Annotated in this window: 10 protein-coding genes; 5 read left to right on the top strand and 5 right to left on the bottom strand. The window is 64.2% G+C overall.

Annotated features, from left to right (window positions below; all coding sequences use genetic code 11):
• Nucleotides 1–16: 16 nt before the first annotated feature.
• The 3 genes from M4J40_RS10265 to M4J40_RS10255 all read right to left on the bottom strand — a co-directional run bounded on the left by M4J40_RS10265 (nucleotide 17) and on the right by M4J40_RS10255 (nucleotide 4,284).
• The gene (locus M4J40_RS10265) at nucleotides 17–2,314 is read right to left on the bottom strand and encodes a Tex family protein (RefSeq protein ID WP_251753987.1); all 2,298 of its coding nucleotides are present in this window, start codon (nucleotides 2,312–2,314) and stop codon (nucleotides 17–19) included.
• Nucleotides 2,315–2,422: 108 nt separating this feature from the next.
• Complete coding sequence (locus M4J40_RS10260) at nucleotides 2,423–2,695, bottom strand: DUF2934 domain-containing protein (protein WP_251753986.1); 273 nt, start codon at nucleotides 2,693–2,695, stop codon at nucleotides 2,423–2,425.
• Between the two features lie 275 nt (nucleotides 2,696–2,970).
• Nucleotides 2,971–4,284, bottom strand: coding sequence for an amidohydrolase family protein (locus M4J40_RS10255; RefSeq protein WP_251753985.1), 1,314 nt, complete (start codon nucleotides 4,282–4,284; stop codon nucleotides 2,971–2,973).
• 114 nt (nucleotides 4,285–4,398) lie between these two features.
• On the opposite strand from M4J40_RS10255, the gene M4J40_RS10250 reads away from it, so the two are divergent.
• From M4J40_RS10250 to M4J40_RS10230, 5 genes are all read left to right on the top strand, one after another.
• The gene (locus M4J40_RS10250) at nucleotides 4,399–4,776 is read left to right on the top strand and encodes a cupin domain-containing protein (protein WP_251753984.1); all 378 of its coding nucleotides are present in this window, start codon (nucleotides 4,399–4,401) and stop codon (nucleotides 4,774–4,776) included.
• 227 nt (nucleotides 4,777–5,003) lie between these two features.
• Nucleotides 5,004–6,365 (top strand): globin-coupled sensor protein, encoded by a 1,362-nt coding sequence (locus M4J40_RS10245; RefSeq protein ID WP_251753983.1) that lies wholly within the window; start codon nucleotides 5,004–5,006, stop codon nucleotides 6,363–6,365.
• Between the two features lie 122 nt (nucleotides 6,366–6,487).
• On the top strand, nucleotides 6,488–8,344 hold the full coding sequence (ilvD, locus tag M4J40_RS10240; RefSeq protein ID WP_251753981.1) for a dihydroxy-acid dehydratase: 1,857 nt from the start codon (nucleotides 6,488–6,490) through the stop codon (nucleotides 8,342–8,344).
• A gap of 454 nt (nucleotides 8,345–8,798) precedes the next feature.
• On the top strand, nucleotides 8,799–9,584 hold the full coding sequence (locus M4J40_RS10235) for a ThuA domain-containing protein (protein WP_251753980.1): 786 nt from the start codon (nucleotides 8,799–8,801) through the stop codon (nucleotides 9,582–9,584).
• A 71-nt stretch (nucleotides 9,585–9,655) separates the two neighbouring features.
• Nucleotides 9,656–10,708 carry a Gfo/Idh/MocA family protein gene (locus M4J40_RS10230; RefSeq protein ID WP_251753979.1) on the top strand — a complete coding sequence of 351 codons (1,053 nt, stop codon included), beginning with the start codon at nucleotides 9,656–9,658 and terminating at the stop codon, nucleotides 10,706–10,708.
• A 206-nt stretch (nucleotides 10,709–10,914) separates the two neighbouring features.
• Here the strand turns inward: M4J40_RS10230 and pta are convergent, their stop codons facing one another.
• Nucleotides 10,915–13,032 carry a phosphate acetyltransferase gene (pta, locus tag M4J40_RS10225; protein WP_251753978.1) on the bottom strand — a complete coding sequence of 706 codons (2,118 nt, stop codon included), beginning with the start codon at nucleotides 13,030–13,032 and terminating at the stop codon, nucleotides 10,915–10,917.
• Nucleotides 13,033–13,051: 19 nt separating this feature from the next.
• Nucleotides 13,052–14,263: an acetate/propionate family kinase gene (locus M4J40_RS10220; protein ID WP_251753977.1), complete on the bottom strand. Its 1,212-nt coding sequence runs from the start codon at nucleotides 14,261–14,263 to the stop codon at nucleotides 13,052–13,054.
• Nucleotides 14,264–14,303 lie beyond the last annotated feature (40 nt).

Raw genomic sequence — 14,303 nt, 5'->3', positions numbered from 1 at the left:
GACGACAAACGCCGCATTACCGTCGCTTCAAGGCAGCTGCCAGTGCGGCGGCCATGGCGTTGTTGCCAGTCGAGGGCGGCGGAGGACTCCGCCGGTCCGGCCGCCCACCTCCGCTACCTTTCGGCGCACCGTCATCGTCCTTGCGCATGGACAAAGCGATGCGCTTGCGCTTGACGTCCACTTCGACGACACGAACCTTCACCACGTCGCCTGCCTTCACCACGTCACGTGGATCTTTCACGAACCGATCGGCCAACTGACTGACGTGAACGAGACCGTCCTGATGAACGCCAATGTCGACGAAGGCTCCGAAGGCGGCAACGTTGGTCACGGTGCCTTCAAGGACCATGCCGGGCTTCAGGTCGGCGATCTCCTCGACCCCGTCCGCGAAGCTCGCCGTGCGGAACTCCGGACGCGGGTCCCGGCCGGGTTTTTCCAGCTCGCTCAGAATGTCGCGCACCGTCGGCAGACCGAAACGCTCGTCGACGAATTTCGCAGGATTGAGCGCCTTCAGCGCGGCGCTATCGCCCATCAGTTGACGAATGTCGCGCCCGCAGGCCGCCACGATGCGGCGCGCAACGCCATAGGCCTCCGGATGCACCGACGAAGCATCGAGAGGCTCATCGCCATCGCGGATACGCAGGAAGCCGGCGGCCTGCTCGAAGGTCTTGGCGCCAAGGCGCGGCACGTCCATCAGCGCCTTGCGGCTCCGGAAAGCGCCGGAGAGATCACGATAGGCGACGATCGCCTCCGCGAGTGACGGTCCCAAGCCGGAGACACGCGACAGCAGCGGGGCCGACGCGGTGTTGAGATCGACCCCGACCGCGTTCACCGCATCCTCGACCACGGCATCCAGCGCCTTGGCGAGATGCCCCTGATCGACGTCGTGTTGATACTGCCCGACTCCGATCGACTTCGGCTCGATCTTGACCAGTTCGGCCAGCGGATCCTGGAGGCGACGGGCGATCGAGACCGCCCCGCGCAGCGAGACGTCAAGGCCGGGAAACTCACGGGCGGCCAGCTCGGAGGCCGAGTAGACGGAAGCACCCGCCTCGCTCACGACCACCTTGGTGGGCTTGGGCGCCGGCAGATCGGATATCAGAGCGGCGGCCAGACGGTCGGTCTCGCGGCTCGCCGTGCCGTTGCCGATGGCGATCAGATTGACCTTGTGCTTGCGGACCAGAGCCGACAGCGTGGCCAGCGAGCCAGCCACGTCGTTCCTCGGCTGGAACGGATAGATGGTGGCGGTATCGACGAGCTTGCCGGTGGCATCGACCACCGCCACCTTGACGCCGGTGCGGATGCCGGGATCGAGCCCCATGGTGGTGCGAGCGCCGGCTGGAGCGGCGAGCAGCAGATCCTTCAGATTGTCGGCGAAGACGCGGATCGCCTCGGCCTCGGCCCTCTCCCTCAACGTCCCCATCAAGTCGAGGGAAAGGGAAAGCTGCAGCTTCACCCGCCAGGTCCACCGACAGACATCGAAGAGGAAGCCTTCGGCAGGCAGTTTCGCCGGAACGTTGATCGAGAAGGCCTCCGCCACCATGCGCTCGACGGGCTTGACCGGCGCCGGGTCGTCGGCATCGATCTCCAGCTCCAGGGCGAGAACCTCCTCGTTGCGACCGCGCAGCATGGCGAGCGCGCGATGGCTCGGCACCGCCGCCCAGCGCTCGCGATGATCGAAGTAATCGGCGAACTTCTCACCCGCCGCTTCCTTGCCGGCAATCACCGCCGAACGCAGGACCGCGCGATCGCGCAAGTAGGTACGCAAGCGACCGACGAGTTCCGGCGTCTCTGCGAAGCGTTCGGCGAGAATATCGCGGGCACCGTCGAGAGCCGCCTTGATGTCCGGCACAGCCTCGGTGACATAGGCCGCCGCTGTCGCGGCAGGTTCCAGCGTACGGTCGGTGAAGAGTGCGTCGGCCAGCGGCTCCAGCCCCTTCTCCTTGGCGATCTCGCCCTTGGTACGACGCTTTGGCTTGAAGGGCGCGTAGAGATCCTCGATCTCCGCCTTGGTAACGGCGGCGCCGATCTTCTCCGATAGCGCCGGCGTCAGCTTGCCCTGCCCCTCGATGGCGGAGAGGACGGCGGCACGGCGGGTTTCAAGCTCGCGCCGATAGGCAAGCCGCTCCTCGAGCTTGCGGAGTTGGGTGTCGTCGAGCCCGCCGGTGACTTCCTTGCGGTAGCGGGCGACGAAGGGCACCGTCGCCCCTTCGTCGAGAAGACCAACGGCCGCCGCGGCCTGCGCCGGCCGGCAGCCGATCTCGCTGGCAATGGCCTCGACAATGCGGGCTTCGACGGCTGCGGAAAGGGTCATGTCACGGCTCCCAGACAAGAAGGCCGCGACATTAGGCATCCCGCCCGGACGGCGCAACGGCGCCGGCCGGTCTTGTCAACAAGCTGTCCATTGACGCCGGATGCGGCCTCAGCCGGAAACCACCTTGAGCGACGGCTTCTTGGCGGCCTCTTTCTTGGCGGCCGGCTTCTTGGCAGCCGGAGCCTTAGCCTCGGCGGGTTCTTTCTTGGTAGCCGCCGCACGCGGCTTGCGAGCGGCCTTGGGCTTGGCCGCCGCCTCGGCTTCGGCGCGAACGATCGCCTCGGCCTCGAGCCAGTGCTGATCGGCCCTGCCCTCAGGCTGCCCCTCGGCCAGCCAGAGTTCGCGCGCCTTTTCCCTGATCTTGGCTTCCATATCGGACATGTCGAAATCCTCTTTTGTTCGGAACCCGGCCAGAGGATGCCACATCCGGCACCCCCACAGGGGCGTTCGGGACAAGAAACTGGACCCTTCGACCCGACGGCTTCGTCGACGAAACCGTGACGAGAGTAATGTAGCTCAGCACTCGTCATCTGAGAAGGAGATGAATGGCCGAAAACTGCGCACTGGCAAGGACTTTTGCCCCCAACCGCACTGGAAGAGCCCCCTTTGCGACAGCGCGGGGAAAGATGCGCGCCAACGAGAGTCCTCGTGGCGAATCAGGCAATCGACGCGGCGATGGCCGGGCGAAGAGCTTCGGCCGCCGCAACCAGCGCACCGATGTCCGCGTTGAGAAGCCGCCCGGCCTCCACAACCCGTCGGCCAGCGACGAAGACGTCGGTCACGTCGCCACGCCCGGCCGAATAGACCAGGTGGGTAACGGGATCGTACAGCGGCGCTGCGTGCAAGCGACCGATATCGACGAGGATGAGGTCAGCCTCCTTGCCGACCTCTATCGACCCCAGCCGATCACCGGCGCCAAGTGCGCGAGCACCGTTGCGTGTTGCCATGGCAAGCGCCTCCTCGGTGGTGACCGCGGCGGCGTTGCCCGTTATCGCCTTGTGCAGCGTGGCAGCAAGGCGGATGGCAAGCCACATGTCGAGGTCATTGCCGGAAATGGCGCCGTCGGTGCCGAGGGTCACATTGACACCGGCGGCCAACAGGTCCGGTACCGGCGCAAAGCCCGACGCCAGCTTCAGGTTGGACATCGGATTGTGCACGACATGCGTTCCGGAGCTTGCAAGCAGGCCGATCTCCGCCGCATCGAGGTGGACGCAATGGGCCAGAACCACGTCGGGGCCGAGTAGGTCGAGCTCGGCAAGGTGGGCGACAACCCGACGCCCGTAGCGTTCGATGATCGTCGCCTGCTCGGCCGCCGTTTCCGCCGCATGGGTGCACCAGAAGCCTGCGCGCGACCGGGACAGGCGGGCAGCGCTCTGAAGATGCTGGGGGGATACGGTGTAGGTCCCATGCGGCAAACAGCCGGGAAAGACGAGGGGCTCTTCCTCCGCCGCGTCAAAGAAGGCAGTGGCGTCGGAGAGTCGCCGATCGGCGAGATGGCCGTCCATGCCCGGCGGATCGAAGAAGATGCCACCGGTGGCGACACGCATTCCGAGAGCCTTCGCGGCCCGAACCGTCTCCTCGGGAAACCAGAACATGTCCATGACGGTGGTCACGCCAGACAACAGGAGCTCGGCGAGGCCGAGTTCGGCGCCGAGCCGACAGGTGGCCGGATCGAGAATGGCGCGCTCCGCCTTCCACACCGTTTGCAACCAAGGCTCCAACGGCAGGTTCTCGACGAGCCCCCGAAACAGACTGTCACCAGCGTGGCAGTGCATGTTGACAAGGCCCGGCATCAGGATGCGCCCCTTGGCATCCAGCAGTTCGGCGCCCTCCGCCCGAATGGTCGCCGCCGGTCCGACGGCGGCGACGCGACCATCCCGGATCGCAACGGCTCCGTTTTCGATGACGGTCATGGCCTCGTCGCAAGTGACGACGTGATCGGCGCGAATGACGAGGTCGATATCGGGCATGCTCTGTCTCCGGACGCATCCATTCTTCGCGCAAGGCGGATGGCGCGTAAAGGGACGGTTGCCGGAGCAAAGGCGATGCACCAAACTTGCCCCCAGGCAATCGAGGAGACGAACATGGCCGCTCCCATCCACATCCCGAACGCGGGTCTCGGCGAGTTCCCCACCTCGGAACGCTGTTTCATCACCGAGCTTCTCAACCATCCTTCACGGCCGGAGACCTCGCTGGCGAGAGCGCGCGTCCAACCCGGCGTAACAACGCAGTTGCACGCGCTCGATGTCGAGGAGACCTATGTGATCGAGCTGGGAAGCGGGCTTATGGAGGTCGGCGACGAACGCTTTCGCGTTGGACCCGGCGACAGTGTCCGCATTCCAGCCGGCATCGCGCAACGCATCGAAAACGACGGTGCAACCGACCTCGTCTTCCTCTGCCTTTGCCAGCCGCGTTTCCGTCCAGAGAGCTATGTCAACCTTGAGGCTTCCGTCGATCGGTGACCGTGAAGACGTCAAACGAAAGGTGCAGTCGCAGCGGCATATGTAATATTGATAGATATATTCATAAATCGAACTAACGTAAGTAGTATATCGAGGCCCTAAAACAGCCAAGCCCCTTAAATATCGACTGTTTTCCAAAATCATTTACGAACGGGTAAGACGTTTGGCGCGACATAACGGACGTCGGGCGCATTCGGTGCGCCGACCCGCACCATAAAGGAACCGGCATGTCCGCTCCCTCGAATTCTGCCCCTGACATGCGTCAGCGCCTCGGTTTCCACGCCATCGACGACAGCGTCGGCGCTACCCTTCGCGAACACCACGCCTACATTGCCAAAATACTTTCCGAAGGCATCGACGCCTTCTATCGACACGTGGCCGATTTTCCCGAAACCAAGCGCTTCTTCCGCTCGCCCGACCATATGGCCCATGCCAAGGCGGCGCAGCTCAAGCATTGGGAGCGCGTGCTGGAAGGCCGCTTCGACGAGGCCTACTTCCAGTCGGTGTCGAAGATCGGCGAAACGCATCACCGGATCGGCCTGTCTCCCACCTGGTACATCGGCGGCTACGATTTCCTTCTCAATGCGCTGATCGAGCGCATCAACAAGGACTATTCCGGCGGCTTGATGAAAGGCGGCCGGGAGGAGACGCGCCTCAAGCTGCTGCGGTCCCTCAGCAAGGCGGTCATGGTCGACATGGATTTCGCCATTTCGGTCTATATCGACGCCGAGCGCAGAGCGCGGCACAGCCTGATCGACCACGTCACCAAGGAGTTCGAGTCGTCCGTCGGCGCCATCGCCGACAAGGTTCTCTCCTCGGCCAAGGACATGGCCGCGCTGACACGCGACCTCGATCATGCCACCGAGAGCGCCGCCGAACGCGCCAAGAGCGTGACGCGTGGCGCCGAGACGGCATCGGCCAATGTGGCCACCGTCGCCGCCGCCACCGAGGAACTGACCGGCTCCGTTGCCGAGATAACCCGGCAGGTCGAGGAATCGAGTCGCGTCGCCGCCGAGGCCGCCGCCGATGCCGCCCACACCTCGACGCAGATCAAGGACCTCTCGGAAGCCGCCAAGAAGATCGGCGACGTCGTCGATCTGATCGACAACATCGCGTCCCAGACCAACCTTCTGGCCCTGAACGCCACGATCGAGGCCGCGCGAGCCGGTGAAGCCGGCAAGGGTTTTGCCGTCGTCGCCGCCGAGGTCAAGCAACTCGCCGACCAGACAGCCAAGGCGACATCGACCATTGCCGACCAGATCAACGGCATCCAGTCGTCGACGGAACAGTCTGTGGCGGCGATCAACACCATTTCCGGCGTCATCAGTCGCCTTAGCGAGATCTCAGGCGTCATCGCTGCTTCCGTTGAGGAACAGGGCACGGCCACCCTCGACATCTCGCGCAATCTCAACCAGGCATCGACCAGCACCGCCGAGGTAACCGAGCACATCGACGGCGTGTCCCAGGCCAACGCGGCCGCCGTCGCCGCTAGCGAACGAATGAAATTCGGGACGAATGAGCTCGACGAAGGCTGTGCCCGCCTTCGCTCGGAGATCAAGAGCTTCCTTGCCAAGGTAAGGGCGGCCTAAGGCCGTTTTCAGGCCCTTCAAGAGGCGGCAGCGAACGCTTTGCGCCGCTGCCGCCCTTGCTTTTTCGGCAAAACGGTCCCATCCGTCAGGCAATATGCCTTACAGTGAGATGGATCGAACCCATGCCCGCTTATCGTTCCCGCACCTCCACCCATGGCCGCAACATGGCCGGCGCCCGCGGTCTGTGGCGCGCCACCGGCGTCAAGGAAAGCGATTTCGGCAAGCCGATCGTCGCCGTGGTCAACTCCTTCACCCAGTTCGTGCCCGGTCACGTGCATCTCAAGGATATTGGCCAACTGGTGGCCCGCGAGATCGAGAAGGCCGGCGGGCTCGCCAAGGAGTTCAACACCATCGCCGTCGACGATGGCATCGCCATGGGCCATGACGGAATGCTCTATTCGCTGCCGTCACGCGACCTTATCGCCGACAGCGTGGAGTACATGGTCAACGCTCATTGCGCCGACGCCATGGTTTGCATCTCGAACTGCGACAAGATCACGCCAGGCATGCTGATGGCCGCGCTGCGCCTCAACATCCCCACTGTCTTCGTCTCCGGCGGGCCGATGGAGGCCGGCAAGGTCTTGCTGACGTCGGGCGTTACCAAGTCGGTCGACCTCATCGACGCCATGGTCGCCGCCGCCGACGACAAGGTCTCGGAGGCCGACGTCCGCTCCTACGAGCGATCGGCCTGCCCGACTTGCGGCTCCTGTTCCGGCATGTTCACGGCCAACTCGATGAACTGCCTCACCGAGGCGCTGGGTCTCAGCTTGCCGGGCAACGGCTCGATGCTGGCAACGCATGCCGACCGCAAGGCGCTTTTCCTGAGGGCCGGTCAGCTGATCGTCGAGCTCTGCAAGCGCTACTACGAAGGCAACGACGAGAGCGTGCTGCCACGCTCGGTCGCCTCGTTCGCCGCTTTCGAGAATGCCATGACGCTCGACATTTCCATGGGCGGGTCGACCAACACGGTGCTTCACCTGCTGGCCGCCGCACAGGAAGCTGGCGTCGACTTCACCATGGCCGACATTGACCGTCTCAGCCGTCGGGTGCCCTGCCTGTCCAAGGTGGCTCCGGCCGTGGCCGACATCCACATGGAAGACGTGCACCGGGCCGGCGGCATCTTCGGCCTGCTGGGCGAGCTCGATCGCGCTGGCCTCCTCAACACCGACGTTCCGACAGTCCACACCCCGACACTGAAGGAAGCGATCCGCGAGTGGGACGTCGTTCAGTCGAACTCGATCGCCGTCCGCACCTTCTTCGCGGCCGCGCCCGGCGGCGTACCCTCCATCGAGGCCTTCAGCCAGGATCGGCGCTGGGACGATCTCGATATCGATCGCCGAAAGGGCGTCATCCGCTCGGCGGAGCATGCCTACTCCAAGGATGGCGGCCTCGCCGTGCTGTTCGGCAACATCGCGCTGGACGGCTGCATCGTGAAGACGGCCGGCGTCGACGAGTCCATCCTCGTCTTCGAGGGCGAGGTGAGGATCTACGAGAGCCAGGAAGCGGCGGTGAAGGGCATCCTTGGCGGTGAGGTCACCGCCGGCAACGTCGTTGTGATCCGCTACGAGGGCCCCAAGGGCGGCCCCGGCATGCAGGAAATGCTCTATCCGACGAGCTACTTGAAGTCCAAGGGCCTCGGCAAGGCCTGCGCGCTTCTGACCGATGGCCGCTTCTCCGGTGGCACGTCGGGCCTCTCGATCGGCCACGCCTCGCCGGAAGCCGCCGAAGGTGGCGCCATCGGCCTTGTCGAAGCGGGCGACCGCATCCGCATCGATATCCCGAACCGCACCATCGAACTCCTCGTATCAGACGATACGCTGGCCGCCCGCCGTGCCGCCATGGAGGCCAAGGGCAAGGCAGCCTGGAAGCCCGCAGCTCCGCGTCCGCGCAAGGTGTCGGCGGCGTTGCGCGCCTATGCCGCCATGGCCACGTCGGCGGCCAAGGGCGCCGTGCGGGACGTCAGCCAGATCGAGAACTGAGCGGAGCGGACCAACGTGTTGCTTTCCTCCTGCCACGGCCGAATTCTTCGGCGGGCGGGAAAGCGGGACTGAAACGAGACGACCCGTCGCCCGATCAGGGCGGCGGGTCGCTGCCTTTTGCCCCTCCAGGACAATAGCCGAGGCTCCCGGACCAGATCGCGTCGCAATTCCTCGCTACCTTGTTGTGGGAAGGAGAAAATTGTTTCGATTCAGTCAAAGCGCTTTTATTAATTTGTCTTCCGAAATTTCTTTTTCAAAACAGCTGCTTGCAAATAGCACGCGACCAACATGTCGCCACTTGACAACCTGCATTAAAAGCGCTTTGAATCTATGTGGAGGCAAGATTCCGCCCTTTGCGTCACGCCTTGAGGAAGGTCTGGCGGATCGGATCTTGCCGCGGAATCGGCGGTGCGAGCGACTGCGGCGCCGGGCCGCTCATCGCGGGAGGAATTCCATGAACATTCGTGCCACCGTTTTCGGTGAAAACGTCCATGAGCAGACCAGCCAGGTCGTGCGCGACCTGTATCCAAACGGCATGCACAGCGCCATCGCCGATGCCCTCAACGTCGATCCGTCCATCGAGGCGAGCTGGGTCACGCTTCAGATGCCCGAGCACGGCTTGACCGACGAGAAGCTCGCCGCCACCGACGTGCTGGTGTGGTGGGGCCATGCCGCGCACGGAGAGGTGAAGGACGAAGTCGTCGAGCGCGTCGCCAAGCGCGTCTGGGAAGGCATGGGCCTCCTGGTGCTGCACTCGGGCCATTTCTCGAAAATCTTCAAACGACTGATGGGCACCCCTTGCGCGCTCAAATGGCGCGAGGCAGGCGAGCGCGAGCGCCTCTGGGTGATCAATCGCAACCATCCGATCGCAGCCGGCCTGCCGGAGAAGATCGAGCTCGACATGGAAGAGATGTACGGCGAGCCGTTCTCGGTTCCCGAGCCCGACGAAACCGTGTTCGTCTCCTGGTTCCAGGGTGGCGAAGTCTTCCGTTCCGGCCTCTGCTACAAGCGCGGCGCCGGCAAGGTCTTCTATTTCCGCCCCGGCCACGAGGCCTACCCCACCTACCACGACGAGAACGTGCTGACGGTGCTGCGCAACGCCGTGAAATGGGCCTACAACCCCGCCCCGGCCTGGACGGCGATCACCGATGCGCCGAACGTACCCGTCGACAAGGCGCTGGAGCCGATCACGGAGCGCGGACTCACCATCCATGCGAAGGGGGCTCCCGGCCTTCGCTGAGCAGCCTGAACGGCCGGCGGCTTTCCGCCGGCCATCGTCTTTCTTGGCCCTCTTCCCATCGGATTCTCAACATGCGTCTCATCATTGTCGGCACCGGCAGCATGGCCCGCCATCACGCCGAACACTTCGCCAAGATCCGCGGCGTCAAAATCGTCGGTTGCGTGGACATTTTCACCGAGCTCGCCACCGCCTTCGCCAAGGATTTCAACATTCCCCGGACGTTCGCCACGGTGGAAGACGCCATCGCCTGGGGCAAGTTCGACTCGGCGGCCAACGTAACCACCGACCTTGCGCATTACCCTACCACCATGGCGCTCTTGACCGCCGGCAAGCACGTGCTCTGCGAGAAGCCGCTGGCCACCAACTATGCCCACGCGCTGGAGATGACCGAGGCGGCTGAAAAGGCCGGTCTGGTCGGCATGGTGAACCTCAGCTATCGAAACGTACCCGAGATCCACAAGATGCACGAGATGGTCACCTCGGGCGTCATCGGCGACGTCAAGCACGTAGAGGCCAGCTATCTTCAAAGCTGGCTCACCGGCACGCACTGGGGCGACTGGCGGACCGAGAGCCGCTGGCTTTGGAGATTGTCGGAAAATCACGGCTCCAAGGGCGTCATCGGCGATGTCGGCATCCACATTCTCGATTTCGCGTCCTATGGCGCGGGTACCGACGTGAGCCGACTGTTCGGCCGCCTCAAGACATTCCACAAGGCGCCCGACGACAAGATCGGCGAGTATACGCTCGACGCCAACGACAGCTTTGCCGGCACGCTGGAGTTCGAGAACGGCGCCATCGGCGTCATTCACGCCTCGCGCTTTGCGACCGGCTACGCCAACACCCTGCGCGTCCGCGTCTTCGGCGACAAGGGAGCCATCGAGATCCAGAACGGATCGGACGGCACCTGGCTGCGCGCCTGCAAGGGCGCAAAGGACATCAACAGCCAGACATGGCGCCCGGTGACCGCAAAACCGGTGCCGATGAACTACAAGCGCTTTGTCGACGCCGTTAGGGCCGGTCACACCATGGAACCAAGCTTCCGGCGAGCCGCCGACCTTCAGCGCATTCTCGACGCCTCCTTCGAAACGGAGAAGCTGAGAAGCGAGATGGCTGTGGCCGACTGAAGCCGCCCACAAGCTCGGATAAAGGCCGTCGGGTCACTCCCGGCGGCTTTTTGTTTGTACGCTCGGCGATCGAAGCCGATTTATATTTATCCGGCTTAATATTAGCCAATGACCGGGTTCCGGCGCATTCAAAAGGCGGGCGGGCAACGAAAAAGCCGGCGCCCCGAAGATCGCCGGCTCAACTGCTTCGCTTGTGCTATGCCCCGTTACTCGGCGGCGGCGGCCTGCGCAGGCTGTTCGCTCTGACTGACCTGAATGGCCGTCAGCGCGATGGTGTAGACGATGTCGTCGACCAGGGCGCCGCGCGACAGGTCATTCACCGGCTTGCGGAGACCCTGCAACATCGGGCCGACCGACACGACGTTGGCCGAGCGCTGCACCGCCTTGTAGGTGGTGTTGCCGGTGTTGAGGTCGGGGAACACGAAGACGTTGGCATGGCCGGCCACCGGCGAGCCCGGCGCCTTCTGCTTGCCGACGCTCTCGACCGAGGCGGCGTCGTACTGGATCGGACCATCGATCAGGAGATCGGGGCGGTTCTCCATCACTTTCAGGGTGGCTGCACGCACCTTGTCGACATCGCTGCCCGTACCGGAGGTGCCGGTCGAGTAGGAAATCATGGCGACGCGCGGATCGATGCCGAAGGAACGCGCGCTTTCGGCCGACTGGCAGGCGATTTCCGCCAGTTCGTCCGCCGACGGGTCGGGGTTGATGGCGCAGTCGCCGTAAACCAGGACCTGATCCGGCATGAGCATGAAGAACACGCTGGAGACGATGGAGTTGCCGGGGGCGGTCTTGATGAGCTGCAACGCCGGACGCACCGTCGACGCAGTGGTGTGAACCGCACCGGAGACGAGACCATCCACGTCGCCCATGGCGAGCATCATGGTGGCGAGCACCACGTTGTCCTCAAGCTGAGCCTCGGCTTGGGGTGGGGTCAGCCCCTTCGACTTGCGAAGCTCGACCATGGGGGCGACGTAGCTGCCGCGCACCTTGGCCGGATCAAGAATTTCCAGCTCCGGCGGCAGTTCGATGCCGTGGCTGACCGCGACATCGTTGATCGCCTTGGGGTCGCCGACCAGCACGCAACGAGCAATGCGCTTCTGCGTGCAGATGACGGCGGCCTTGATGGTCCGCGGCTCATCGCCTTCCGGCAGCACGATGCGGCGGTTGGCCGCGCGCGCTTCCTGGATCATCCGATGGCGGAACATCGGCGGCGTCATCAGGCCACCATTGGAGCGCGCGGTTGCAGGAGCAAGCGGGGTGAGGTCGATGTGATCGGCCACATGCTCGAGCAGCTTCTCCATGCGCTCGGCATCCTCGTGACGGACGCGACGGTCCATCGAGTTGAGGCGGACGGCGACGTCATAGGTCTGAAGCTCGGTGGTCAGCACCGGCAGGTCGCCGAAGCGAGGCGACAGGAACTCGGAAATCGACGGCGCCATCGGCTCGTCGCAGGTCAGCAGCAAGCCGGCGATCGGCATACCCGACGAACGCGCCAGCGTGGTGGTGATAATGATGTCGGAGCGATCACCGGGCGTGACCACAAGCGTGCCGGGCTTCAGGGCCTTCACGACCTTGTCCGGACTGCGGGCGCCAATGACGATTTCGCCAACGCGCGCCTTCTTGATGTCGCCGGGGCGAAGAATGCCAAAGCCGAGATCGCCGGCAACGTCGACGAGACGCGGAGCGTTGAGAGCCGGCTCATCGGAGGTAACGGCAAGCACCGGCACACCGATCTTGGCGGCCTCGAGCGCCTTGGCGAACTCTTCCGCCTTGACGTCGCCACCGCGAGCGCGACCGACGATCAGACCGGCGAACGGACGTCCCTCGGCCAGGAAGCGATGCTGGGCATCGGCGAGATCGCCGACAATGGACTTCACGGTGGCATCGAGGCCGGGCACCACCGGAATGATCTCGGCCGATAGCGACCGCCCCATGGCGATGTCGAGATCGATGGTCAGCGGGTGGGTGGTCGAGGGCAAAAGTCCCTCGACGACGACCATCGACCGATTGCCACGCGCTTCCTCGACCAGTTCCACGATCTCTTCGAGCAGCGTGAACAGGTTGCCGGTGCGGATCATTTCCTCGGCGCGCTCGGCCGGAATCGGATCGGGCGTGTTGAGGCCCAGAAGGGAACGGGCAAAGTGCACCGAGCGGTCAAGGCCGTCGGGATAGGACTCTGGGTCGGCAACCGGCTTGGCGAAGCCGACATCAAAGCCTTCGCGCTGGAAGGCACGGACGAGGCCGAGCGCCACGGAGGAGATGCCTTGCTGACTGGAGGTCGGCGCCAGGAAGAACGTGCGGTAAGAGGGTTTCGGAGTCATGATCTTCGTCCCTTTCGCATCAGGCGTTGGCAGGCAGGAGACCGGCGAGGCGGGCCGTATCCTCGGCGATCACGCGCTCTTCATCGGTCGGCACGACAATGGCCACCGGCTTCTTCGACAACGAAACGACGCCACTCTTGCCACCGTAGATCTTGGCATTGGCTTCTTCGTCGAGGTCGAGACCGAGGGCGGACAGGCGCTTCAGCGTCTTGGCCCGGATATAGGCGGAGTTTTCACCGATGCCGCCGGTGAAGGCGACAGCATCGAGACGCGGCAGAGCGGCGGTCAGGGCGCCGATGTAGCGGCACAGGCGGAAGACGAAGACGTCGAGTGTCTCTTCGGCCTGATGATTGCCGGCCTGCGCCGCCTCGGTCAGGGTGCGGCAGTCATTGGACAGTTCCGACAGGCCGAGGAGGCCGCTCTCGCGATTGACCATCTTCTCGAGCCCATCGACATCGAGGCCGGTCTTCTTGGCGATATAGGCAAGCGCACCGTAGTCGACGTCGCCGGTGCGGGTACCCATGACGAGGCCTTCCAGCGGGGTGAGGCCCATCGACGTGTCGACGCACTTGCCGTTGAGGACGGCGGTGGCTGACGAACCGTTGCCGAGATGGCAGACGATGACGCCGCTGTCGTTCGGATCGAGGCCCAGAAGGCGGATCGCCTCGCCGGAGACGTAGCGGTGCGAGGTGCCGTGGGCGCCATAACGACGCACGCCGAGATCGCGGTAATACTTGCGCGGCAGGGCGTAAAGGAAGGCCTCCGGCTTCATCGTCTGATGGAAGGCGGTGTCGAAAACGGCCACCTGCGTCAGCGACGGGAAGGCGTGGACGGCGGCGCGCATGCCGATGGCATGGGCCGGATTATGCAGCGGCGCGAAGGGGCAGGTGCCGATCTCCTCGATCATGGCGTCGTCGGTGATGATCCGGCTCTCGGTGAAGCGCTCACCGCCGTTGACGACGCGATGGCCGACCGCGGCCACGCGCTGGAACCAGCCGCGCTCCTTCAGGAAGGCCATCAGAGCGTCGACCGCGCCCTGATGATCGGTGGACGCCAGCGGCGCCTTGTTCTTCGTGCCGTCGACATCGAAGCGGATCGAGGCATCATTCTGACCGAGACGCTCGGCAAGACCGGAAGCCAGCGGCTGGCGTTCGCCGACCGGGTAGATGGCGAACTTCAACGACGAGGAGCCGCTGTTGATAACCAGGATCATGGGGGAGGATGTCGACATTGGCGATACTCTATCGATTCTCGTTGGATTGACCGAGGAT

It is taken from the genome of Pleomorphomonas sp. JP5 (assembly GCF_023721815.1).
Classification (GTDB): domain Bacteria; phylum Pseudomonadota; class Alphaproteobacteria; order Rhizobiales; family Pleomorphomonadaceae; genus Pleomorphomonas.
The sequence above is the reverse complement of the archived record's forward strand: the minus strand, read 5'-3'. Positions and strand labels throughout refer to the sequence as shown.